Genomic DNA, 21,425 nt, shown 5'->3' on the forward strand with positions numbered 1-21,425 from the left:
GAGAGTATCCGCTCAGTGACCGAGGAACTCGACAGCGACGGGTGCGAAGTCGGCGTGGTACTGGAAGATGGCGCCGTGTCCGGAGTTCGGATAGATGATCAGTTCCGAGCCGGGGATGCGGCTGTGCAGCTCGTGCGAGAGCACTGAGGGCACCATGCGGTCGTTGTCACCGTTCGCGATCAGCGTCGGCATCGTGAACACGGACAGGTCGGAGGGCGCCGACCGGCCGAAGCGCTGGATCGCGCGCAGCTGCGTCTGGAACCCTTTCAGGTGCATGGGCGCGTCGCGGTCGACGGTGCGCTCCTGAAGCCGTGCGATGAACTCCTTGCCGGCGCGCTTGCCTACGGCGTCCCGGTTGAAGAAGAGGAATTCTTTCGGATCGGAGCGGGCCAGCACCGCCCGGAGGGTGTCGTAGTAGGTGACGCCGACCACCTTGTCCATGTCCTTGCCGCCCCGCGGGCCGGTGCCCGTGAGCACGAGCTTCCGCACCAGTCCCGGGTGCTTCACCACCAGATCCTGGGCGATCATCCCACCCATGGAGAACGAGAAGACGTCGATGGTGGTGAAGCCGAGAGCGGTGACGAAGCGGTAGGCGTCGTCGGCGGCCTCTTCATGGTCCGTGGCACGGTCCCCGACGAGGCGCCGACGCCGACGTTGTCGAAGGCGACGACGTGGCGGTTGCGGGCGATGGGCTCGATGATGCGGGGGTCCCAGTTGTCGAGGGTCCCGGCCAGATGCACGAGGAAGACGACGGGCACGCCGCCCCTCGGCCCGAGTTCCCGGTAGGCGAAGGAGGTTCCTCCGGTCGTGAGGGTCTGGTTCGGAGCTTTCGCGTAGGAGGTGTTGACGGGTTCTTCGGTGCTCATGAGTTCGCCTTTCCGGTTGCGGATGCGGTTGCGGTTGCGGTTCGGGCGGTACCGTCGTCAGCCGACGAGGCTCACGACGACTCTTCCGCGGAAGCCGCCGGCCTCGACGGCGGCGAGGGCGGCGGGGGTCTCGGCGAACGGGAGGACCCGGCCGATCACCGGATGCAGCGCACCCGAGTCGACGAGCGCCGCGATGTGGGCGAGCTGCGCGCCGTCCGCACGCATGAAGAGGAACGAGTAGTCGACGTCGAGTCGTCGTGCCTGCCGGCGGATCTGCGCACTGAGCCCGCGCATGGCCAGTCGGAGGCCGGCGTTCAGTCCGAGCTGCCGCGCGAAGCCCGGGTCGGGCGGACCCACGAGGCTGATCGCCCGGCCTCCCGGACGCAGCACGCGCAATGACTTCTCGAGGTTCGCGCCGCCGACGGTGTCGATGACCAGGTCGTAGCCGTGCAGCCGAGATTCGAAGTCCTCGGAGCGGTAGTCGATCACCTCGTCGGCACCCAGCTGCTTCAGCCACTCGACGTTCGAGCCGCTCGCGGTCGTGGCAACGAACGCTCCGAGATGTTTCGCGAGCTGAATCGCGATCGAACCGAAGCCACCCGCTCCGCCGTGGATCAGCACGCGCTGCCCCGCTTTCACGTCCGCGCGCTCCACCAACGCCTGCCACGCGGTCAGGGCGACAAGCGGCAGGGATGCTGCCTCGGTCATGGTGAGCGTCGTCGGCTTGAGCGCGACGTCCTGCTCGGCGATCGCGATGCGCTCGGCGAACGTGCCGATGCGGAGGTCGGCGGGCCGGGCGAACACCTCGTCGCCGACCGCGAAGCGGGTGACTCCCGGTCCCACGCGCTCGACCACACCGGCGACGTCGTGGCCGAGGGTGAGCGGCAGTTCGTAGGGGAGTGTCGCCGAGAACTGGCCGCGCGCCAGCATGGTGTCGAGGTGATTCACCCCGGCCGCGTGCACGTTCACGAGCACATCCCGCTCTCCCACGACGGGCTCGGGGGCCTCCGCCTCTCTGATCTCGCCCTTGTACCGGTCGATCCTGAATGCCTTCATACGTCCTTGCGCCTCACTCCTCAGTTGCAAGATATGACTGTACTCACTTTTGAGTACGGTCGCAAATGATTAGAACCATGGATGCGGTACGCTGGGGTTCTGATGACCGCGACACAGCCCTCCCCGCTCGGTCGCCGCGAGCGCAACAAGCAGCAGAAACTCGACCGCATCACCGCTGCGGCCGCCGAGCTGTTCGACCGCCACGGCGTCGACGAGGTCACGACGCAGCAGATTGCGGACGCGGCCGACATCGGCACCGGCACGCTGTTCCTCTATGCCAAGAGCAAGGCCGAGCTTCTGCTGCTCGTTCAGAACACCCACTACGCCGAAGCGATCGATGCCGGAGTGACCGCCGCCGCGACGGAGACGTCGCCCATCGACGCGGTCATGGCCATCGTGCAGCCCATCGTCGAGTGCAACCGTCGCCAGATCGACAATGGCCGGATCTACCTGCGCGAGCTCGTGTTCGGCGACCCCGAAGAGCCGTACCACCGCGTAGGGCTGGAGCTCATTCAGCGGGTGGACGATGCCTACGTTGAAATCCTGCGTCGCGACGGACGAATCCCTGCCGAGGATGCCGCCCTCCTCGCCCGAGCGATCTCGGCAGCGATGTTCATCAGCCTGGCGTCGCCGCTGCATCTGCAATCCACCGACGCGGAGGTGTGCGCCGACATCCGTGAGCAGGTCCGGGTGATCCTGGACCACCGGTCGTTCCTCTGAGGGCTCTCACGCATTCGGCCCCACCGCACAGGGTGGCGGCCCGCCCGTCCGCGATGCTGAGGGGATGCGCAACACGGTGCCGGCGGTCACCGCCCTGTTCTGGGTGACCAAGCTGCTGACGACCGCGATGGGTGAGACGGCCTCCGATTTCCTGGTGAAGACGATCGACCCCTTCGTGGCGGTCGGCGGCGCCTTCGTGCTGCTCGTGGTCGCGCTCGCTCTGCAGTTCGCCGTGCGGCGTTACGTGCCGTGGGTGTACTGGTTCGCGGTGCTGATGGTGGCGGTGTTCGGGACGATGGTCGCCGACGTGCTGCACGTCGAGCTCGGCGTCCCGTACCTGGTGTCGACCGCCGTCTTCGCGGTGGCGCTCGCCGCGGTCTTCGTGCTCTGGTACGCGACGCAGCGCACCCTCTCGGTGCATCGCATCGATACCCGCGCGCGGCAGGCGTTCTATTGGTGCGCCGTGCTCGGGACCTTCGCGCTAGGAACGGCGCTGGGCGACCTGACGGCCGTGACCTTCGGGCTGGGCTACTTCGCGTCGGCGCTGGTCTTCGGCATCCTGTTCGCTCTCCCGGGCGTCGCCTACCGGTGGTGGGGGCTCGGCGCCACGGCAGCCTTCTGGACCTCGTACGTCCTCACCCGGCCGTTCGGGGCGTCGGTCGCCGACGGCCTCGCGGTGTCGCATGAGCGCGGTGGCCTCGCCCTGGGCACGGGTCCGGTCAGTCTGGTGCTGCTGGCGGCGATCGTCGTCTGCGTCGCGGTGCTCAGCAGACGCCATCGCGCCGCGGCCGCCGCGCTCCCGCAGGCGGCTGAGCCGGCCTCCTGAGCGCTTAGACCTCGGTGTGGCCGAGCCGCGGCTCGGGGACGAACGCGGCGACCGCCTCGGCGGCGGACTCCAGCTCGAGCACGATGAGCTCGTTGCGTCCCGGCTGCAGCACTCCGCGCGGCACGAACAGGGTCTCCTGCGGCCCGCGGGTCCAGTATCGGCCGAGGTTGAAGCCGTTGATCCAGGCGACGCCCTTGCCCCAGCTCGTCGTGTCGAGGAACAGCACTCCTGGCTCGTCGAGGTCGAAGACGGCGCGCGCGAACACCGGTCCCGCGAGGCGCTCGGGCGCAGGGCCGGTCGCGGCGGCCGCGGCCAGCGCATCCCGCACCGGCTCGATCGAGGAGAGCTCCAACGGCAGGACGCTCCACCGGCGCAGCTCCTCGCCGTTCAGCTGCACCGGGCCGATCAGGCCCTTCGGCTCGCCGATGCGGGGGCCGTAGTCGACGCGGCCCTGGTCCTCGACCAGGACGGTGAGCTTGCCGCGGCTGGGGGAGAGCGCGATCGCGGAGTCGTGGTGGTCGCGGGCGAGCACGCCGAGGCGGCTCGTGCCGACCGAGACGTAGGCGCGGTCGCGCACCTCGCCGAATTCGAGCACGGCCGGTTCGGTCGTGTCGATCTCCGTACTGTACAGGCCCAGACCGCTGTAGTGGCCCAGCTCGTCGAAGCTCGGGAGGGAGTCGGTGTGCGACCACTCGCCCAGCCGGTCGGCGACCGCCCATAGCGGGACGGCAGCATCGAACGGCACCGTGAACGCGGGCGCGGCAGCCACGGCGACGGGCTCAAGAGAAGGCACGGTCGCGTACTTCGCGATCACGTCGCGGAACGCCCAGAACTTCTCCGTGGGCTCGCCGGCCTCATCCAAGGGAGCGTCGTAGTCGTAGCTGGTCACGATCGGCTGGTAGACGCCCTTGTCGTTGGCGCCGTTCGTGAAGCCGAAATTCGTGCCGCCGTGGAACATGTAGAGGTTGACCGAGGCGCCGAGCGCCAGCAGCGCATCCAGGTCGGCCGCCGACTCCTCCACCGACGTCGTGTGGTGGTGGCCGCCCCAGCTGTCGAACCAGCCGTCCCAGAACTCCGAGCACATCAGCGGCCCGGTCGGCTGGTGGCGGCGAAGCGTCGTCAGGCGCTCGCGCGAGCGGGACCCGAAGGAGGCGGTCTTCAGCAGGCCCGGGAGCGACCCGTTCTCGAGCATGTCGTCCTGCGGCTGGTCGACGGTGGTGAGGGGGACGTCGATGCCCGCATCCCGGATCGCGTCGACCAGGTGCTGCAGGTACGCCTTGTCGTCGCCGTAGGCGCCGTACTCGTTCTCCACCTGCACCAGGATCACCGGGCCGCCCTGCGTGACCTGCAGCGGCCGGACGATGTTGAGCACGTTCTGCAGGTACTGCGTCACCGCGGCGAAGAAGTGCGGCTCCGAACGCCGGATCCCGACCTCCGGGTCGGTGAACAGCCACGCCGGAAGTCCGCCGTTGTCCCACTCGGCGCAGATGTACGGGCCGGGGCGCACGATGGCGTGCATCCCCTCGTCGGCCACCGCGCGCAGGAACCGGTCGAGGTCGAGCCACCCGTCCGCTCGCCACTGACCCGGCTGCGGTTCGTGAGCGTTCCACGGCACGTAGGTCTCGATCGTGTTGAGCCCCATCAGGCGCGCCTTGTGGATGCGGTCCGCCCAGTCGTCCGGGTGCACCCGGAAGTAGTGCAGCGCTCCCGAGAGGATGCGGTGGGGCTCGCCGTCGAGGACGAAGTCGTCTCCCGCGATCTCGAACGTGGTCATGGTTCTCCGTAAAAATCTGGTGAAGGGAACGGCGTGGCCGGCCGCGCGATACGCGGCCGGCCACGGTCGTGCTACTTGCCGGTGACGGTGAAGCCCTGCTGGTTGCCGTAGTCGACCAGCGCCTTCTGCCAGGCCTGCAAGCCCGGGTTCAGGCTGGTGTTCGACGTGTACGACTGCCCGACGGTGTCTCCGTAGATGCTGTTCGCGTAGACCTGGAAGGGCAGGTACTGCCACCCGGTGGAGACGTTCTTGGCGCCATCCACCAGCACCTCGTTGATCTTCTGGCCGCCGAAGTAGTCGGGAGCCGTTGCGAGGAAGTCGGACGAGTTCAGGTCCTTCGTGGTCGACGGGAAACCGCCGGACTGCAGGAAGACCTTGATGCTGTCCTCGTCGTTGTTCAGCCACTTCAGGAAGCCGGCCGCGAGCGCCTGGTTCTTGCTCTGCTTGAGCACGACCTGCCCGCCGCCGCCGTTCTCGGCGTTCGTCGCGGTCCCGTCGTAGGTGGGGATGGGCGCCACGCGCCACTGGCCGGCGCCGTCCTTCACAGAGGACTCCAGCACGCCCGGCATCCACGCGCCGGTCACGAGGGTCGCGATCGAGCCGTTGCCGAGCGCCTTGAACCAGTCGTCGCTCCAGCCGGGGACGGTGGAGAGCAGCTTGCCCTCGACTAGCTTGTCCCAGGTGGCCGTCCACTTCTTGGTGCCCTCGTCCTGGAGGTTGATGGTCGCCTTGGTGCCGTCGACGGAGAACGGCCGGCCGCCGGCCTGCCAGATCATTGAAGTGGTGAAGCCGGAGTCACCCGAGTCGCTGGTGATGTAGGCGTTCGGGTCGGCGGCGTGCAGCTTCTGCGCAGCGGCGACGTACTCGTCCCAGGTCTTCGGGACGGCGATGCCGTACTTGTCGAAGAGCGTCTTGTTGTAGAACATCGCCATGGGGCCGGAGTCCTGCGGGAGGCCGACCAGCTTGCCGCCGACGTTCACCGAACCCCAGGGGCCGGGCGTGTAGTCGCCCTTCAGCTTGTCGAAGCCGTACTGCGACAGGTCGACGAGCGAGTCGGAGAGCGCGAACTGCGGGATGGCGTAGTACTCGACCTGGGCCACATCCGGTGCGCCGGATCCGGCTTTGATCGCGTTCTGCAGCTTGGTGTACTCGGTGGTGTTGGTGCCGGCGTTGACCAGCTTCACCTTCACCTTCGGGTACTGCTTCTCGAACGCGGCGACCTGCGCCTCCGCCGACGGCGTCCACGACCAGTAGGTGATCGTCCCGCCCTGCTTGAGGGCTGCGTCGATGTCGCTGGCGCTTCCGCCGCTCGACGAGGTGCCGCCGCCGGAGCAGGCGGCGAGCGTGGCTGCGGCGACGACGCCGACCACCGCCGCCGTGACGATCCGGCCGATCCGCCGGGACACGAGTGTGCTCTTCATGAGCTTCCTTTCACTTCTTTGTGGAGTGCGATTGCGGGTTACTGCTTGACGCTTCCGGCGGCCAGGCCCGACTGCCAGTAGCGCTGGAGCACCAGGAACGCGGCCACGATCGGGACGATCGTGACGAGCGATCCGGTGATCACGAGGTTGAAGATCGGCTGGGCGCCGACCCCTGTCGCCTGCGCGCTCCACTGGCTGAGGCCGACCGTGAGGGGGTACCAGGTCGGATCGCTGAGCATGATGAGCGGCAGGAAGTAGTTGTTCCAGGTGGCGACGATCGCGAACAGGGCGACCGTCACGATCCCAGGTGCGAGGAGTCGCAGCGAGATCGTGAAGAACGTGCGGAACTCGCCGGCCCCATCCATCCGCGCCGCCTCCAGCAGCTCGGTCGGGACGGCTTCGGTCGTGTAGGTCCAGATCAGGTACAGCCCGAACGGGCTGATCAGCGACGGCAGGATGATCGCCCACGGCGTGTTCGTCAGCCCGGCCTGGCTGAACATCAGGAACGTGGGCACCGCCAGCGCCGTCCCCGGGACGGCGATCGCACCGAGCACGACCGCGAAGACGGCACGCTTGCCCGGGAAGTTGTACTTCGCGAGGCCGTAGCCCGCGACCGTCGCGAGCAGTGTCGCCCCGCCCGCGCCGACCACGACGTAGAGGAGGGTGTTGCCGAGCCACTGCACGAAGATGCCGCCGCGGTAGGTGAACAGATCCGCGATGTTCTGGAAGAGGTTGAAGTCCTTGCCGAACCAGAGTCCGAAGGACGAGTAGAGGTCCGGCTGGCTCTTCGTCGCGTTCACCAAGAGCCAGATCAGCGGGACGAACGAGTAGATGACGAACAGGACCATCACGGCCGTGAGGACGGGCGACTTGCGCACCCGGCGCTCGGAGGAGGCTCCTGCGCGGACGCGCGCGGCGGCCCTCGAAGGCGGTTTACGGGTCGACTTGCGAGTCGGTGTGCTTCTGGTGTCGGTGACCGCGGCCATCAGCGGACCTCCTTCCTGGTGCCGCGCAGTTGCACGACATAGGCGATGACCGCCGTGAGGACGCCCATCACGATCGCGACCGTCGCGGCGTAGTTGAACTGCTGGCCGGCGAACGAGAGGTTGTAGGCGTACATGTTCGGGGTGAAGTAGCTGCTGATCGCGTTCGGGGCCAGCTGCTTGAGCAGGTTCGGCTCGTTGAAGAGCTGGAAGCTGCCGATGATCGAGAAGATCGTGGCGATCACCAGCGCGCCGCGGATGGCGGGCAGCTTGATGCTGAACACCGTCCGGAACGCGCCGGCGCCGTCGATCTCGGCCGCCTCGTAGAGCTCGCCGGGGATGACGCGCAGCGCCGCGTAGAAGATGAGCATGTTGTAGCCCATGAACTCCCAGGTGACGATGTTGCCGATGGAGGCGAGCACCCACTGGCCGCTGAGGGGCGCGAGCCCCGTTCCGAGAAGCTGGTTGAGGCTTGCGGTGAGGCCGAACTGGTCGCCGTAGATGAATCCCCAGATCAGTGCGGCCACCACGCCAGGGACGGCGTAGGGCAGGAAGAGCGCGATCCGGAAGAACCCGGTGCCGTGGAGGCGAGCGCTGTCGAGGGCGAGAGCGGCGGTGAGCGACAGCGCCAGCATCACGGGTACCTGGACGACCAGGAAGAGGGAGACGCGGCCGAGGGATGCCCAGAACTTCTCGTCCTGAAGCACGGCCACGTAGTTGCCGAGACCGACGAAGGCGTTGCCTCCGATCAGCTGCTGACGGAACAGGCTGAGGTAGATCGCGTAGACCACGGGTGCGATGATCATCGCCGCGAAGACGACCATGAAGGGTGCCACGAAGGCCCAGCCGCGCCAGTCGCGGCGGGTGCGGCGGGGGCCGCGTGCTGCGCCGGACGTGGTCGTCTGCGTAAGAGACGTCGTTGTCATGTCTTCCTCGTGTTGGAGATCGAGTGTCGATGTTTACGTCAACATCGTGTCGGCTACTCTAACATGTTGACGTCAACATGGCGCAAGGCCGTGTTCCCCCGGAGAATGTGAAGACCATGACCGACTCGCTCGCCGATACGCCGTCCGCTCCATCGGCGAAGCGCAAACGCGGACCCTCGCTGGGAGACGTGGCGCTCCACGCCGGCGTCTCCACGCAGACCGTGTCCCGCGTCGCGAACGGGCTCACCAATGTGGAGGAGTCCACCAAGCAGCGGGTCCTCGCATCCATGCAGGTGCTCGGCTACCGCCCCAACCGCGCCGCCCGCGCCCTCCGCTCGGGCCAGTTCCGCAATATCGGCGTCGTCATGTTCACCCTCTCGTCGTACGGCAACATGCGCACGCTGGATGCCATCGCCGTCTCCGCCGCGACGGCCGGCTACTCGATCACCGTCGTCCCGGTCGAACGCCCGACCCAGCAGGACGTGAGCGTCGCTCTCGGCCGCCTGCTGGAGCAGGCGGTCGACGGCATCATCGTCGTCATCGAGGCCCACATCGTCGACCGCTCCGACGTCGAGCTCCCGCCGGGCCTGTCCGTCGTCGTCGTCGACTCCACGGAGCGCTCCGACTACCCGCAGGTCGACACAGACCAGGCGGAGGGGGCGCGCCAGGCGACGCAGCACTTGCTCGAACTCGGCCACCGCACCGTGTGGCACATCTCGGGTCCGGCGGACTCGTACTCCGCCGCCCGCCGCGAGGCCTCCTGGCGGCGCACACTGGAGGAGGCCGGCGCGCCGGTGCCCGAGGTCTTCCCCGGCGACTGGTCGACCGCCGCCGGATACCGGCACGGCCAGGAGATCGCCTCACGGCCCGAGATCACGGCGGTCTTCGCGGGCAACGACCAGATGGCGCTCGGCGTGCTCCGCGCGCTGCACGAGGCCGGTCGCCGGGTTCCGGAGGACGTCAGCGTCGTCGGGTTCGACGACATGGCGGAGTCCGACTCCTTCTGGCCGCCGCTGACGACCATCCACCAGCAGTTCGAGGCGATCGGCCGCCGCGCCCTGGAGCTCCTGATCGCGGAGATCGAGGGCCGCCCCGAGCCGGTGCGCTCCTCGGTGATGGACACCCGCCTGGTGGTGCGGGCGAGCACGGCGCCGCCGCCGGACGCCGCGGGCGCCGCCGCCCGCGTCGAGTGACCCCGCCATCGTCGGAGATCGGCCACCTTCCGTAGGAGAACCTGACCCGATCGGTCAGGATCTCCGTCGGCACCGCGGTGCGTCGGAGATTTCGGGCGCATCCTCCGACGTACCTAAGCCGGCCGGCCCGACGTACAGAGCCCGCACAAACGAAAAGCCCCGCACGGCGTCACGCCGGGCGGGGCTTTCCTACTGTCTCAACCAGTGTGCGCCACGAGGGATTCGAACCCCCAACCTTCTGATCCGTAGTCAGATGCTCTATCCGTTGAGCTAGTGGCGCATGATCCGCACGCGGACCGGATACGAGCTTACATGACGGCATCCAGGACCGCCAATTGGCGGCGGAGTGCGACCTGGCGGTACGACGTCTCGATCAGTTCGGCCGTTTCCGTCCCGTCAGGGACCGTGCGGTCGAGGTCGATCGCCAGCCATCCGCTCGGTCCCCAATACTTCGGGACGAAGACGCGGGCGTCCTCTCGCCACGCCGGCGCCTCGGCCGGATCGGGCTTGAAGACGAGGGTGTCCGGGCGGTCCATCGAGGCCCCGAGCACGGCGAACGCGCGTCCCTTCTCGCCCGCCTTCCACGACGGCCGGCCGTGGTTCAGTGTCTCGACGGCCTCGGGGAGCGCCAGGCAGAGCGCGCGCACCCGCGCGACGAGCGGGTCGCCCTCCTCGAACAGCAGTGGGTGCTCCATCGTCCACATCCCTCCTCAGCGGAACATCTCATCCAGGAAGCAGACCAGCGCACGCCAGCTCCGCGCATCCGCCGCGGGCCGGTAGCGGTCGGTGCCGGGAATCGTGAACGCATGGGGAGCGCCCGCATACGTGGTGACCTGCCAGTCCACGTGCGGCGCGCCGCGCAGCTCCTGCTCGAACGCGACCACTGCCTCGTCGGGCACGACCGGGTCGTCGCCACCGGTCTGGATCAGCAGGGATGCCGCGATCTGCGACGCGTCCGACGGGTCGTGCGCGATCAAGCCGCCGTGGAAGGACGCGACCGCGCGCGCCGGCGCACCGGTGCGGGCGAACTCGAGGGCGGCGGTCCCGCCGAAGCAGTAGCCGATCACGGCGAGGCGCGCGGGGTCCACAGCGGGATGCTGCTGCAGCCAGCTGAAGCCCGCCGCGACCCGGGCGCGTAGCAGGCCGAGGTCGCGGTAGTACTTCCCGGCCTCCGCGGGCGCTGCGTCGCCGGTCGGCCGAACGCCGGCGCCGTACAGGTCTGCGGCGAACGCGACGTAGCCCCTCCGGGCCAGCATCTGCGCCCGCATCCGGACATTGTCGCCGACGCCGCCCCAGTCGTGCAGCACCAGGATGCCCGGCCGGCGCTCGTCCGCCTGCACGTCGCGCGCGAGGTATCCCTCCATCGGCAGGCCTTCGTGCTCGTACGAGATCACCTCGCCCTCGATGACCGAGTGCTCACCGATCGGCACCTGTTCGAGCAGGGCCTGAAAGGCGGGGGCGAGTGCGGGCGACGGGGTGTCGAACGTCACGGTGGGTGCTCCAGGGTCGTCACGTCGCACGGTCGGCGGGTGCCGCCGGCGGCCGGGTCTGCTGTGACGTGGTCGCGGGATGCGCGCGGGAACCCTCGGGTGCGGGTCGGGATCCCACGTCTTCACCCTACCGCGGGTTACGCGCGGGTATCAGGGACGTACCATGGGCGCATGGCCACCGAGTTCAGCGATCAGAAGGATGCCAGCCGTTACGCGATGCACATCGACGGTGAGCTCGTCGGCGTGCTCGACTACCGCATCCTGGGCGACTCCATCTCGCTGACCAGGGCCTTCACCGTGCCCCAGCATCGCGGCAAGGGGTACGCCGCGCAGCTGGTCGAGTATGCCGTCGACGACATCGAGAAGAACGGCGCGCGGCAGATCGTGCCGATGTGCTGGTACGTCGGCGACTGGTTCGAGGCCCACCCCGAGCGTGCCGCGCTGCTGCAGCGCCGCGCCGGCTGAGCGGCCGATGGGTCGGCTGGGGGACGTCCCTTCTCGCGTCGTCGCCCGGGTGTCCCGCTTCGGGGACCCGACGGCGATGGTGCTCGCGCGCGAAGCGGTGAGACCGCCGCGTGGGAACGAGGTGCTCGTGCGGGTGACCCACGCGTCGCTGGGCGCGACGGACGTGCTCGCACGTGCGGGCGGCTACGTGTTCCAGCCGCTGCCCGGCTTCGTCACGGGTTACGACTTTGTCGGCGAGCTGATGACCGAGTCGGCGGTCTCGGTCGCGCTGGGCTTGCGCACCGGTGCCGTCGTCGCCGGGGCGCTGCCCCGGATGGGCTCCCACACCACCGTCCTGACCGTCGCCCCAACGCTGCTCGTCGCCGTCCCCGACGGAATGGATCCGGCGCACGCGGCCGTCCTCCCACTCGACGGCATCACCGCGGCGTATGCGCTGGAACTCGCCGGTGCGGCCCCGCGCATCCTTGTGCAGGGGGCGGCCGGAGCAGTAGGGATGCTCGCCGTGCAAGTCGCTCAGCGCTCGGGCCGGACCGTCGTCGGCACCGCCTCCGAGCGGAGCCGTGACACGGTGTCCGAGCTCGGCATCCCCGTCGTCGACTACTCGGCGCGGGACTGGCCGCAGCAGGTTCGCGAGGCGGCCGGGGGACCGATGGATGCGGCGATCGACCACACGGGGTCGCAGCGCGTGCGTGAGGCGCTGACCCCCGACGGAGTCGTGGTGCGCACCGCGTTCCCGGGGCGGCAGGGGCACGAGCACGTCGACGCGCTGGCGGGCGCCGCTCGGACGGCCCGCAGCCGGTCCGAGCGCGTGTGCAGCACACCGTTCCTCATCGCCACGCGCCGCAACGACTACCGCCGGGCGCTCGCCTCCTTGCTTGCCGACGCGGCGTCGGGCGCACTGCGCACGGCCCAGCCGGATGTCATCCCGCTCGCCGACGTGTGGGATGCGCACCGCGCCGCCGAAGCGTCCCCGCCGGGGCGGAAGGTCGTCCTCGCCCTCCGCTGATGCGATCGGTCAGAATGCGAACATCTGCCCGAGCACGACCACGGCGATGATGAACAGCACCACGATGCCGCCGATAGTGACGACGGCGCGCGACGACAGCCGGGCGATGCCGAAACCAACGAGGAACGGGAGCGCGAGGCAGCCGAGCGCGAGTACCCACCAGAACGCGGCGAAGCCGCCGGCGGACGCGGACTCGAGGCGGCCTCCGAAGAGCTTCTGGGTGCTCGGGTGCGTGGCGAACGCGATGCACGCGGACAGCGGGTAGGCGATGAGCACGGCGGTGATGAGGCCGGCGAAGGCGCCCCACAGCCCCCGGCTCCCGCCGACGTGCAGCGTCTCTTCCTGGTGCGGGGCCTGACGGCTCTTGGTGCTCATGCGGCACAGCATAGCCAGCGCGGTGCTCCGCGGGGAATGCAGCGACGAAACGTCAGACCGCGAGTGCCGCGGGTCGAACTCAGAAGTCGTCGACCGAGCCGATCACGACCGGCACGCACTCCGAGAACCGGTAGCGGATGATCTCCGGCCAGAGGGTCGAATCGCAGAGGTCGAAGACGTCCATGACGGCCGCCCCGCCGATGTTGGAGGGGAGGCGCAGCTCGAACGGCGGCTCGCTGGTCCGCTCGAACTCGATCTCGAACGCGTCGTCGTCGCGTTCCAGCACGGCGAGCACCGTCTCCATCGCGGCCCCCTTTCCTGCAACTTCGTGTAACGACCACGGATACGCCCGAATGGCCCGCTGACAACCCCTTGCGGTGCTCCCGCGCGTTCGGGCATTAGCCAGGCGGCTTTAAGGCACTAAGTGCCATAATCGATCGACGACTCCACAGGACGACTCCACAGAGAAAGGACGACGATGACCGATCCGAAGCCGCTGACCGCACACAGCACCATCGGCGAATGGCTGGAGCACCCGAAGGGCGCACCACTAATCCAAGGGCTGCTCGCCCAGTCCGGCGTCGGCGAGGAGATGCTGGCGCCGGTACGCGGGCTCCCTCTGCAGCAGCTGGTGGCGCTCAGCCAGGGCCAGATGCCCCAGTCCGTCGTCGACGGCCTCGTGCTCCAGGTCAACGACGGCGTGATGCCGGAGGACGTGGAGACGGGATGGGTCGAGAAGGTCACGCCGGGCCGGTTCGACGGCCGTACGGTGATCGTCACCGGTGCGGCCTCCGGAATCGGGCGGGCCACCGCCTCCCGGATCGCGCGCGAAGGCGGCCGCGTCGTCGCCGTGGACATCTCGGCTGACCGCCTCGGCGAACTGGCCGCATCCCTGCCGGATGGCGCCGTCACCACCGTGGTCGGCGACATCACCAAGCAGGAGGACATCGACAGCATCGTCGCCGCCGCAGGCGACCGCATCGACGCCCTCGCCAATATCGCGGGAGTGAACGACGACTTCTCGCCGGCGCACGAGACCTCCGACGCGGTCTGGGACCGCACCATCGGGATCAATCTGACCGGCGGCTTCAAGCTCACCCGCGCCGTGCTGCCTGCGATGCTCCAGGCGGGGACCGGATCCATCGTGAACGTCGCCTCGGAGGCAGGGCTCCGCGGCAACGCGTCGGGCGCCGCCTACACCGTCTCAAAGCACGGTGTGGTCGGCCTGACCCGGAGCACGGCCTTCATGTACGGGCCGCAGGGCATCCGCGTCAACGCCGTCGCACCGGGTGGCGTGGCCACCGGCATCCCTATGCCCGCGCACCCGTCGGAGTCCGGAATGGCGCGGCTCACCCCGTTCCAGCAGCAGATCCCGACGATCGCGACGGCGGAGCAGCTGGCCGCATCCATCACCTTCCTGCTGAGCGATGACGGCGTGAACATCAACGGCGCCGTGCTGCCGAGCGACGGTGGATGGTCGGTTCAGTAGAGCTGCAGGACGAGAGCGGGCAGTCGGGTCAGTCGCGCTTCGCTCGCACGGCACGGACGGCGTAGGCCGCCGCGCCGGCGAGTGCTGCGACGGCAAGCAGGCGACCCGTCTGCTTGCTCCGGCCGCCCCAGCCGCCGGTCACGCCGAGCGGCGGGGCGGACGGCGAATACAGATTGCCTGTCGTCGGAGCGGCCGACCCTTTCGTGAACTGCCCGAGTTCTGTCTGCCGGGCGATCGCCGCCTCCACGACCGGCGGCCGCCGCCGGTGCTGCCGGACCAGCGCTCTGCCCGACGCGGTGACCGCGCTCCGGCTTCCCCGGGTTCTTCCACGCGGCGAGGATCTCATCCACTGCCTCCGTCGGCGGGTAGACGGGAGGCAGAGCCTGGAGTGCGCGTCCCGTCCGGTTACCGGCGTGGTGGAAGAAGGGAGTGTCGAGCGTCGGCGGCAGCACCGTGACGACGTGCACGGGCGACTTCGCCAACGACAGCTCGGAGCGGACGCTGCGACCGAACGCGATGACGGCCGCCTTCGACATCGAGTACGCCGCCGTGTACGGCTGGGGCACCTCGCCCAGGATGGAGGCGACGTTGACGATCAGCCCGGACCCCTGCGGGATCATCACCCGGAGTGCGCTGCGGCTGCCGTTCGCGTAGCCGGTGATGTTCACGTCGAGGATGCGCCGGAAGTCGTCGGACGACTGCTCCCAGAAGGCGCCGTAGCTGCTGACCGAGGCGTCGTTGATCCAGACATCGAGCCGTCCGTGCCGGGCGATCGCGGTGTCCACAGCGCGGTCGGCGGTGGCCTCGTCGGTCGTATCGCCGGCGACGGTCGCCACATCCCGAGCGCCGTGCGCGGTGCATTCGGCGGCGACTTCCCTCAACGACGACGCGCCCCGCGCGACCAGGACGAGTCTGGCGTGCCTCTTGGCGAAGGCGAGGGCGGTACCGCGGCCGAGGCCGCTGGAGGCTCCGGTGATGACGACGACAGGGGATGCGCTCATGCGCGGCACGGTAGGCGTGCGTAGGTCCTGAATTCAGGCCTTGACAGTCGTTCGTCGGCACGCGCGGGCCGCGACCATACGCGCCCGCCGCGCGCCGGGGAAGGCCTCCCGTACCGCCCGGTATCGTCCGACGATGCAGGGGAGGAAAGGAGCACCCCATGACCGCCCCCGACATCGACCCCGGTTTCCGCCGAGCCAAGCGGCCGCGTTCCGTGATCGCCGGCCCGTACGGCCACCCCTTCCACGCCACCGTCGTCACCATTCCCATCGGGGCATGGACGGCAGCCGTCGTGTTCGACATCGCCGCGCTGCTCGGTGCCGCGCCCGACGCGCTCTCGGTCGGCGCTCTCTGGCTGGTCGTCATCGGCGTGATCGGTGGACTTGTCGCCGCTGTGTTCGGCTTGCTCGACTTCTCGCAGCTGCCCTCCGGCACGAAGGTGCGGCGCACCGCGGTCTACCACCTCGCGTTCAACTCCACCGCGCTGGTGCTCTTCATCGTCAGCGCGATCGTGCGGGCCGGCGATCCGGACGAACCGAGTGTCGCCGGCTTCGTGCTGGCGCTGATCGGCATCCTGGTTGTCGGCGTCTCCGGCTTCCTCGGCGGCGAGCTCGCCTACCGGCACGGCGTCCGGGTCGCGGACGAGCAGGACCAAGAGCGCGCGTACACCCGGTGAGCGGGAGCGGCTACGGTAGCGCCATGTCGCGCATCCAGGAGGTCGCCCGCGAGTCGTTCGGCTGGGACGAGCTGCGCCCGCGTCTGAGCGAGGCGATGGAGGTTCTGCTCGCAGGCGGCGACGTGCTCGCCGTCATGCCGACGGGGTACGGCAAGTCATCGCTGTACCAGGTGACAGGCACGATCCTGGAGGGGGTCACCATCGTGGTCTCGCCCTTGATCTCCCTGCAGGAGGATCAGGTGCGCGCCCTCACTGAGGCGAAGGACGTCCCTCGCGCGGTGGCCATCAACTCGTCGGCCGGCCAGCGCGAGCGGGAACGTGACTGGGAGGCGCTCGAGTCCGGCGAGGCCGGTTTCGCCTTCCTCGCGCCGGAACAGCTGGCGAACCCGGAGGTCCGCGAGCGTCTGCGCGGCATCGACGTCACGCTGTTCGCGGTGGATGAGGCGCACTGCGTCTCCTCCTGGGGTCACGACTTCCGTCCCGACTACCTCCTGCTGGGCGACGTCATCGACGAGCTCGGGCATCCGCCGGTCGTCGCGATGACCGCGACCGGTGCACCACCAGTCCGCGCAGAGATCGGCGAGCGGCTGGGCCTGCGGAAGCCGCGGCTCTTCGCGACCGGGTTCGACCGGCCGAACCTGCGCCTCGAGGTGGTCCGGCACGAAGAGGACGCCGCGAAGCGAAGCGCCGTCGTCGAGCAGGTTCTCGGGATGGACGGTTCGGGCCTCGTCTATGTCGCGACGCGGAAGGACGCCGAGCTGTACGCGGAGGAACTCGAGAAGGCGGGCGTCCCGGCGGCGGCCTACCATGCGGGTCTGCGCAGCGCCGAGCGCGAAGACGTCTACGAGCGGTTCATGGACGGCCGCGCTCGCGTCGTCACCGCGACCAGCGCGTTCGGGATGGGCATCGACAAACACGACGTGCGCTCGGTCGTCCATGCCTCGGTCACCGACTCCCTCGACAGCTACTACCAGGAGGCGGGACGCGCGGGGCGCGACGGTGCTCCTGCGCTGGTCACGCTCCACTACCGTCCGGAGGACTTCGCTCTCACCAAGTTCTTCTCCGGGGGCGGGCCCGACGCGGACGAGCTCGCCCGAGTGGTCGCCGCCGTCCGATCCACCCCGGGCATCACCCGGTCCGAGCTGTCCGAACGCGTCGACATCAGCGTCCGGTCCCTCGGCAGACTGCTCGGGCTGCTCCGGGATGCCGACGTGCTGTCTGGCAGCGACGACGACCTCCATGCAGGCGATCTCACGCCCGCCGAAGCCGCATCCCGTGCGGTCGCGGAAGCCGACGCCCGACAGCGCATCGAGCACTCCCGTGCCCAGCTGATGCAGGAGTATGCCGAAACGGGAATGTGCCGTCGGCAGTTCCTCCTCGGCTACTTCGGTGAAGAGCTGCCCGCGCCGTGCGGCAACTGCGACACCTGCTCGTCCGGTAGCGCGCAGCGATGGGCAGACGAGCACGACGTCGGCATCGAGGAGGCCTTCCCGCTGTCGGCCCGGGTGAGGCACGAGACGTGGGGTCCGGGGATCGTGATGCACACGGAAGCCGACCGCCTCACGGTGTTCTTCGACGAGGCCGGGTACAAGGTGCTGTCGCTCGCCGCCGTCACCGACGGCGGACTGCTCGAGGTGCTGGGACCCGCAGCCTGACGACCGCGCTCAGCTCCGCCCGATGGCGCGCGCCGACGCGACAGCCGCCTCGGCACCGTCGCGCCAGGGCTCGCCGTGCCCCGGAAGAAGCACGCGTGCGCCGGTCGCCGCGATCACGTTCAGCGACGCCAGCGCCTGATCGGAGTCCGCCGTCGCAGCGCCGGCGATGATCTGAGCCCCCGGGATGCCCTTGTACGGGTCGAGGGTGACGATGGCGTCGCCGCTGAGCAGCGTCTCCCGGTCGCGGAGCAGCAGCCCGCAGTGCCCGAACGTGTGCCCCGGCGTGAACACGACCTCGGGCCGACCGGGAAGCTCCACGGTGCCGGATTCCGGAAGGTCAGACACCTCCTCGACGCCCTTCACGTTGAGGGCGCCCGCCCGCAGCATCCCGGCCACCGGCCCGAGCGAGCGGGGGTAGAGGAAGGGGTAAACAAAAGGAGTGTGCTCGCGCTGGTAGCGATACGGATGAGCGGCGAGCCGGCGGTCGCCCGGATGCACGAAGACCGGGACCCCGAGCTCCTCCACGGCCCGCTCGGCGAAGCCCACATGATCGAAGTGCCCGTGCGTGAGCACGATGCCCTGCAGGTCTCGCATCCGCAGGTCCAGTTCATGCGCTGCCTTGATCAGGGCCCCCCAGGTGTTCGGGAACGCGGCATCCACCAGGGTCCACGCGTCCCCGTCGGCCAGCAGGTAGCAGTTGGTGGATGCGTGCTCCAGCCGGTGGACGCCGGGCACCACCTCCGGGGTCAGCCGCGGCGCGCCCATCCGGCGCTCGGCGGTGAGAGTCATGGACCGGTTCACGAAGGGCCTCCCGTCGGTCTGCTCCGTGTGTACGCCGTGGCTTATGCGACGGTCAGGGGTTGACAGCAGGACGTGGTCGGCCGGGATCGCGTCACGAATGCCGTCGACGCGCGTCTTCCCAAATGAAGGGTTTGGATGAACGGCCGGACTGCTTCAGGCGGTGTGGCGGGTAGTACGGGTAAGCTCGTCACACCGCCGCCACGCTGCCGAGACGTACATTCAGGCTGCGCTGCGACCGTTCCGTGATCGCGAGCCAGCCCCTATGCTGTTGCGGGGGAAAGGGGAATCTCATGGGCGCGATCGCTGTGCACGAGTTCGTGTCGCTGGATGGTGTCTACGAAGACCCGAGTTGGACGGCCGAGTTCGGGTTCGATCCCGAGATGGGTGATGACATCGGGCGAATCACACGTTCCTCCGATGCGATCTTGCTGGGTCGGCGCACTTTCGAGATGTTCGCCCCCGCCTGGTCCCAGCGCACTGCGGAAGACGACCCAGGAGCGCCGTTCTTCAACGACAGCCCCAAAGGCGTCGTCAGCAGCTCGCTCGACGACGCCTCGGCCGAGAGCACCTGGCACAACTCGCGTGCCCTCGGTGGGTACGATGCGGACCGCATCCGCGAGTTCGCCGACGGGTTCAGCGGCGGCGTGTACGTGAGCGGGTCCGGCTCCCTGGTTCGCTCCCTGCTCGCTGACGGGCTGGTCGGCTCACTGCACCTCTTCGTCTATCCGGTGGTCCGCGGGACCGGGGCGCGACTGTTCCCGGAGGGGAGCGCGCCCGCTAAACTGCGGCTGCGTCACCACGACGCGTACGACAACGGCGTGGTGCATCTTCACTACACGGCCGCCTGACCACCGGCCTGCGACGTCCCTTCATTGAGGACGTTTCCTGTCCTCATTACTCGATAACGTCGAACGTGCCGCTCGTTGCTCGCGTCGGCATCCACACAACACAGCACACCGGGGAACTCTTGTGACTCTGCTTCGTCTTTCTCTTCGCTTCGTGCGCCCCTACTGGCGCGCGGTCACGGCGGTCGTGATCCTGCAACTGATCGCCACCATGGCCGCGCTCTACCTTCCGACGCTCAACGCTGACATCATCGACAAGGGCGTGGTCAAGGGCGACACCGACTTCATCTGGCGCACGGGCGGCATGATGCTGATCGTCTGCTTCGTCCAGGTGATCGCCGCGGTCGCCGCAACCTACTTCGGTGCGCGGGCCTCCATGACGGCCGGCAAGGACATCCGGCGCTCCTTCTACCGCAAGGTGGATGCGCTGCCCTCGCTCGACCTCGCCCGCTGGGGCACTCCGACGCTGATCACCCGGAACACGAACGACGTGCAGCAGGTGCAGATGCTCCTGCTGATGACGTTCAACTTCATGGTGTCGACGCCGATCATGTGCATCGCGGGAATCATCTTCGCGGTGCGCGTGGATGCGGGGCTCTCCTGGCTGATCTGGGTGTCGGTGGCCGTCCTCTTCGTTGTGGTCGGCATCCTCGTGGCGGTGCTGCTCCCGATGTTCCGCATCATGCAGGAGCGCATCGACGGGGTCAACGGCGTCATCCGCGAGCAGATCGTGGGCATCCGCGTGATCCGCGCCTTCGTCCGGGAGCGGTTCGAGACCAAGCGCTACGACGACGCGAACGCGGCCCTGACCCGCATCTCGGTCAAGGTCGGAAACGTCTTCGTGCTGATGTTCCCGATCATCATGCTCATCCTCAATGTGGCGACCGTCGCGGTGCTGTGGTTCGGCGGTCACCGGGTGGATGCCGGTGACATCCAGATCGGAGCCCTGACGGCGTTCCTGCAGTACCTTCTGCAGATCCTCGTCGCGGTGATGATGGGCGTCTTCATGGCGATGATGATCCCGCGCGCGATGGTCTGCGCCGAGCGCATCCAGGAGGTGCTCGGCGCCGAGCCCAGCACAAAGCAGGCCGATGGCACCTCCATCACGGTGCCCGCCGACGGGCGCGTCGAGGTTCAGGATGTGACCTTCGGCTACCCCGGCGCCGAGAAGCCGGTGCTCAGCGATGTGTCCTTCACGGCGGAGCCGGGTCGAGTGACCGCGATCGTCGGATCGACCGGCTCCGGGAAGACCACCCTGGTGTCCGTGATCGCCAACCTGTTCACTCCGCAGAGCGGACACGTCCTCATCGGGGGAGTAGCCGTCGACGCGCTCACCCGGCAGCAGATCGCCGGAGTGCTGGGGCTCGTGCCCCAGCGACCGTACCTCTTCTCCGGGACCATCGCGTCGAACCTGCGGTTCGGCCGGCCGGACGCCACCGATGAAGAGCTGTGGCAGGCGTTGCGCATCGCCCAGGCGGAAGACTTCGTGCGTGCCAAGGAGCACGGGCTCGAGGAGCGCATCGCTCAGGGCGGCACGAATGTCTCCGGCGGGCAGCGCCAACGGCTCTGTATCGCCCGGGCGCTCGTCTCCGACCCGAAGGTGTTCCTGTTCGACGACTCGTTCTCGGCGCTGGACGTCGCGACCGACGCGCGTCTCCGCCGTGCGCTTGCCGACTCCACCGGGGATGCGGCGATGATCGTCGTCGCACAGCGCGTCTCCACCATCCGCGAGGCCGACACGATCATCGTCATGGACGACGGACGGGTGGTCGGCCGCGGCACGCACGACGAACTGCTGGAGACGAACGAGACGTACCGCGAGATCGTCGAGTCGCAGCTGAGCTTGGAGGTGGCCTGAG

At 68.8% G+C, this 21,425-nt stretch carries 21 protein-coding genes, 1 tRNA gene and 1 pseudogene; 10 read left to right on the forward strand and 13 right to left on the reverse strand.

The window, feature by feature from the left end:
- Positions 1-12 precede the first annotated feature (12 nt).
- A pseudogene (locus AB4Z18_RS13110) lies at positions 13-866 on the reverse strand (alpha/beta fold hydrolase).
- 57 nt (positions 867-923) lie between these two features.
- A complete protein-coding gene (locus tag AB4Z18_RS13115; protein WP_441783176.1) occupies positions 924-1,922 on the reverse strand; it encodes an NADP-dependent oxidoreductase in 999 nt (332 codons plus the stop codon).
- Positions 1,923-2,024: 102 nt separating this feature from the next.
- Here AB4Z18_RS13115 and AB4Z18_RS13120 point away from each other — a divergent pair, with 102 nt between their 5' ends.
- Together AB4Z18_RS13120 and AB4Z18_RS13125 are read left to right on the forward strand one after the other, a co-directional pair.
- Positions 2,025-2,642 carry a TetR/AcrR family transcriptional regulator gene (locus tag AB4Z18_RS13120; protein WP_441783177.1) on the forward strand — a complete coding sequence of 206 codons (618 nt, stop codon included), beginning with the start codon at positions 2,025-2,027 and terminating at the stop codon, positions 2,640-2,642.
- Positions 2,643-2,706: 64 nt separating this feature from the next.
- Positions 2,707-3,468: a COG4705 family protein gene (locus AB4Z18_RS13125; protein WP_441783178.1), complete on the forward strand. Its 762-nt coding sequence runs from the start codon at positions 2,707-2,709 to the stop codon at positions 3,466-3,468.
- A gap of 4 nt (positions 3,469-3,472) precedes the next feature.
- Here AB4Z18_RS13125 and AB4Z18_RS13130 read toward each other — a convergent pair whose 3' ends face one another.
- The 4 genes from AB4Z18_RS13130 to AB4Z18_RS13145 all read right to left on the reverse strand — a co-directional run bounded on the left by AB4Z18_RS13130 (position 3,473) and on the right by AB4Z18_RS13145 (position 8,572).
- Positions 3,473-5,242: a glycoside hydrolase family 35 protein gene (locus tag AB4Z18_RS13130; RefSeq protein WP_441783179.1), complete on the reverse strand. Its 1,770-nt coding sequence runs from the start codon at positions 5,240-5,242 to the stop codon at positions 3,473-3,475.
- Positions 5,243-5,313: 71 nt separating this feature from the next.
- Entirely contained in the window at positions 5,314-6,663 is a 1,350-nt protein-coding gene (locus tag AB4Z18_RS13135; RefSeq protein WP_441783180.1) for an ABC transporter substrate-binding protein, read from the reverse strand.
- 38 nt (positions 6,664-6,701) lie between these two features.
- On the reverse strand, positions 6,702-7,649 hold the full coding sequence (locus AB4Z18_RS13140) for a carbohydrate ABC transporter permease (RefSeq protein WP_441783181.1): 948 nt from the start codon (positions 7,647-7,649) through the stop codon (positions 6,702-6,704).
- A complete protein-coding gene (locus AB4Z18_RS13145) occupies positions 7,649-8,572 on the reverse strand; it encodes a carbohydrate ABC transporter permease (protein WP_441783182.1) in 924 nt (307 codons plus the stop codon). The genes AB4Z18_RS13140 and AB4Z18_RS13145 overlap by 1 nt, the downstream gene beginning before the upstream one ends.
- 116 nt (positions 8,573-8,688) lie before the next feature.
- Between AB4Z18_RS13145 and AB4Z18_RS13150 the strand changes: the two genes are divergently transcribed.
- Positions 8,689-9,765, forward strand: a complete 1,077-nt coding sequence (locus tag AB4Z18_RS13150; protein ID WP_441783183.1) for a LacI family DNA-binding transcriptional regulator — start codon at positions 8,689-8,691, stop codon at positions 9,763-9,765.
- Positions 9,766-9,972: 207 nt separating this feature from the next.
- On the opposite strand, the gene AB4Z18_RS13155 is transcribed toward AB4Z18_RS13150, so the two are convergent.
- The 3 genes from AB4Z18_RS13155 to AB4Z18_RS13165 form a co-directional block, all read right to left on the reverse strand.
- Positions 9,973-10,045: transfer RNA gene (locus tag AB4Z18_RS13155), tRNA-Arg, on the reverse strand.
- Between the two features lie 28 nt (positions 10,046-10,073).
- Positions 10,074-10,460, reverse strand: a complete 387-nt coding sequence (locus tag AB4Z18_RS13160; protein ID WP_441783184.1) for an MmcQ/YjbR family DNA-binding protein — start codon at positions 10,458-10,460, stop codon at positions 10,074-10,076.
- A 15-nt stretch (positions 10,461-10,475) separates the two neighbouring features.
- Positions 10,476-11,255, reverse strand: coding sequence for a dienelactone hydrolase family protein (locus tag AB4Z18_RS13165; RefSeq protein WP_441783185.1), 780 nt, complete (start codon positions 11,253-11,255; stop codon positions 10,476-10,478).
- A gap of 171 nt (positions 11,256-11,426) precedes the next feature.
- On the opposite strand from AB4Z18_RS13165, the gene AB4Z18_RS13170 reads away from it, so the two are divergent.
- Together AB4Z18_RS13170 and AB4Z18_RS13175 are read left to right on the forward strand one after the other, a co-directional pair.
- Positions 11,427-11,720, forward strand: coding sequence for a GNAT family N-acetyltransferase (locus AB4Z18_RS13170; protein WP_441783186.1), 294 nt, complete (start codon positions 11,427-11,429; stop codon positions 11,718-11,720).
- Between the two features lie 7 nt (positions 11,721-11,727).
- On the forward strand, positions 11,728-12,726 hold the full coding sequence (locus AB4Z18_RS13175) for a quinone oxidoreductase family protein (RefSeq protein WP_441783187.1): 999 nt from the start codon (positions 11,728-11,730) through the stop codon (positions 12,724-12,726).
- Between the two features lie 9 nt (positions 12,727-12,735).
- Here the strand turns inward: AB4Z18_RS13175 and AB4Z18_RS13180 are convergent, their stop codons facing one another.
- Positions 12,736-13,101 carry a hypothetical protein gene (locus AB4Z18_RS13180; RefSeq protein WP_441783188.1) on the reverse strand — a complete coding sequence of 122 codons (366 nt, stop codon included), beginning with the start codon at positions 13,099-13,101 and terminating at the stop codon, positions 12,736-12,738.
- Positions 13,102-13,180: 79 nt separating this feature from the next.
- Entirely contained in the window at positions 13,181-13,405 is a 225-nt protein-coding gene (locus tag AB4Z18_RS13185) for a hypothetical protein (protein WP_441783189.1), read from the reverse strand.
- Positions 13,406-13,579: 174 nt separating this feature from the next.
- Here AB4Z18_RS13185 and AB4Z18_RS13190 point away from each other — a divergent pair, with 174 nt between their 5' ends.
- Positions 13,580-14,590 carry an SDR family NAD(P)-dependent oxidoreductase gene (locus tag AB4Z18_RS13190; protein ID WP_441783190.1) on the forward strand — a complete coding sequence of 337 codons (1,011 nt, stop codon included), beginning with the start codon at positions 13,580-13,582 and terminating at the stop codon, positions 14,588-14,590.
- Here the strand turns inward: AB4Z18_RS13190 and AB4Z18_RS13195 are convergent.
- Positions 14,584-15,591 carry an SDR family NAD(P)-dependent oxidoreductase gene (locus AB4Z18_RS13195; RefSeq protein WP_441783191.1) on the reverse strand — a complete coding sequence of 336 codons (1,008 nt, stop codon included), beginning with the start codon at positions 15,589-15,591 and terminating at the stop codon, positions 14,584-14,586. The two genes, AB4Z18_RS13190 and AB4Z18_RS13195, sit on opposite strands and share 7 nt — an antisense overlap.
- Positions 15,592-15,749: 158 nt before the next feature.
- On the opposite strand from AB4Z18_RS13195, the gene AB4Z18_RS13200 reads away from it, so the two are divergent.
- Together AB4Z18_RS13200 and AB4Z18_RS13205 are read left to right on the forward strand one after the other, a co-directional pair.
- On the forward strand, positions 15,750-16,265 hold the full coding sequence (locus tag AB4Z18_RS13200) for a DUF2231 domain-containing protein (protein ID WP_441783192.1): 516 nt from the start codon (positions 15,750-15,752) through the stop codon (positions 16,263-16,265).
- Positions 16,266-16,288: 23 nt separating this feature from the next.
- On the forward strand, positions 16,289-17,920 hold the full coding sequence (locus AB4Z18_RS13205; protein ID WP_441783193.1) for a RecQ family ATP-dependent DNA helicase: 1,632 nt from the start codon (positions 16,289-16,291) through the stop codon (positions 17,918-17,920).
- Between the two features lie 9 nt (positions 17,921-17,929).
- On the opposite strand, the gene AB4Z18_RS13210 is transcribed toward AB4Z18_RS13205, so the two are convergent.
- Positions 17,930-18,709, reverse strand: a complete 780-nt coding sequence (locus AB4Z18_RS13210; RefSeq protein ID WP_441783194.1) for an MBL fold metallo-hydrolase — start codon at positions 18,707-18,709, stop codon at positions 17,930-17,932.
- 302 nt (positions 18,710-19,011) lie between these two features.
- On the opposite strand from AB4Z18_RS13210, the gene AB4Z18_RS13215 reads away from it, so the two are divergent.
- Both AB4Z18_RS13215 and AB4Z18_RS13220 read left to right on the forward strand, forming a co-directional pair.
- Positions 19,012-19,569: a dihydrofolate reductase family protein gene (locus AB4Z18_RS13215; protein ID WP_441783195.1), complete on the forward strand. Its 558-nt coding sequence runs from the start codon at positions 19,012-19,014 to the stop codon at positions 19,567-19,569.
- A gap of 121 nt (positions 19,570-19,690) precedes the next feature.
- Positions 19,691-21,424, forward strand: coding sequence for an ABC transporter ATP-binding protein (locus AB4Z18_RS13220; protein WP_441783196.1), 1,734 nt, complete (start codon positions 19,691-19,693; stop codon positions 21,422-21,424).
- Position 21,425 lies beyond the last annotated feature (1 nt).

The sequence above is a fragment of the Leifsonia sp. 2TAF2 genome (assembly GCF_052115085.1).
Taxonomy (GTDB): domain Bacteria; phylum Actinomycetota; class Actinomycetes; order Actinomycetales; family Microbacteriaceae; genus Leifsonia.

What these genes read in the sequence shown, in the direction of transcription:
- AB4Z18_RS13115 (WP_441783176.1), bottom strand. Translation starts at nt 1,922, where the DNA reads ATGAAGGCATTCAGGATCGACCGGTACAAGGGCGAGATCAGAGAGGCG.
- AB4Z18_RS13120 (WP_441783177.1), top strand. Translation starts at nt 2,025, where the DNA reads ATGACCGCGACACAGCCCTCCCCGCTCGGTCGCCGCGAGCGCAACAAG.
- AB4Z18_RS13125 (WP_441783178.1), top strand. Translation starts at nt 2,707, where the DNA reads ATGCGCAACACGGTGCCGGCGGTCACCGCCCTGTTCTGGGTGACCAAG.
- AB4Z18_RS13130 (WP_441783179.1), bottom strand. Translation starts at nt 5,242, where the DNA reads ATGACCACGTTCGAGATCGCGGGAGACGACTTCGTCCTCGACGGCGAG.
- AB4Z18_RS13135 (WP_441783180.1), bottom strand. Translation starts at nt 6,663, where the DNA reads ATGAAGAGCACACTCGTGTCCCGGCGGATCGGCCGGATCGTCACGGCG.
- AB4Z18_RS13140 (WP_441783181.1), bottom strand. Translation starts at nt 7,649, where the DNA reads ATGGCCGCGGTCACCGACACCAGAAGCACACCGACTCGCAAGTCGACC.
- AB4Z18_RS13145 (WP_441783182.1), bottom strand. Translation starts at nt 8,572, where the DNA reads ATGACAACGACGTCTCTTACGCAGACGACCACGTCCGGCGCAGCACGC.
- AB4Z18_RS13150 (WP_441783183.1), top strand. Translation starts at nt 8,689, where the DNA reads ATGACCGACTCGCTCGCCGATACGCCGTCCGCTCCATCGGCGAAGCGC.
- AB4Z18_RS13160 (WP_441783184.1), bottom strand. Translation starts at nt 10,460, where the DNA reads ATGGAGCACCCACTGCTGTTCGAGGAGGGCGACCCGCTCGTCGCGCGG.
- AB4Z18_RS13170 (WP_441783186.1), top strand. Translation starts at nt 11,427, where the DNA reads ATGGCCACCGAGTTCAGCGATCAGAAGGATGCCAGCCGTTACGCGATG.
- AB4Z18_RS13175 (WP_441783187.1), top strand. Translation starts at nt 11,728, where the DNA reads ATGGGTCGGCTGGGGGACGTCCCTTCTCGCGTCGTCGCCCGGGTGTCC.
- AB4Z18_RS13180 (WP_441783188.1), bottom strand. Translation starts at nt 13,101, where the DNA reads ATGAGCACCAAGAGCCGTCAGGCCCCGCACCAGGAAGAGACGCTGCAC.
- AB4Z18_RS13185 (WP_441783189.1), bottom strand. Translation starts at nt 13,405, where the DNA reads ATGGAGACGGTGCTCGCCGTGCTGGAACGCGACGACGACGCGTTCGAG.
- AB4Z18_RS13190 (WP_441783190.1), top strand. Translation starts at nt 13,580, where the DNA reads ATGACCGATCCGAAGCCGCTGACCGCACACAGCACCATCGGCGAATGG.
- AB4Z18_RS13195 (WP_441783191.1), bottom strand. Translation starts at nt 15,591, where the DNA reads ATGAGCGCATCCCCTGTCGTCGTCATCACCGGAGCCTCCAGCGGCCTC.
- AB4Z18_RS13200 (WP_441783192.1), top strand. Translation starts at nt 15,750, where the DNA reads ATGACCGCCCCCGACATCGACCCCGGTTTCCGCCGAGCCAAGCGGCCG.
- AB4Z18_RS13205 (WP_441783193.1), top strand. Translation starts at nt 16,289, where the DNA reads ATGTCGCGCATCCAGGAGGTCGCCCGCGAGTCGTTCGGCTGGGACGAG.
- AB4Z18_RS13210 (WP_441783194.1), bottom strand. Translation starts at nt 18,709, where the DNA reads ATGACTCTCACCGCCGAGCGCCGGATGGGCGCGCCGCGGCTGACCCCG.
- AB4Z18_RS13215 (WP_441783195.1), top strand. Translation starts at nt 19,012, where the DNA reads ATGGGCGCGATCGCTGTGCACGAGTTCGTGTCGCTGGATGGTGTCTAC.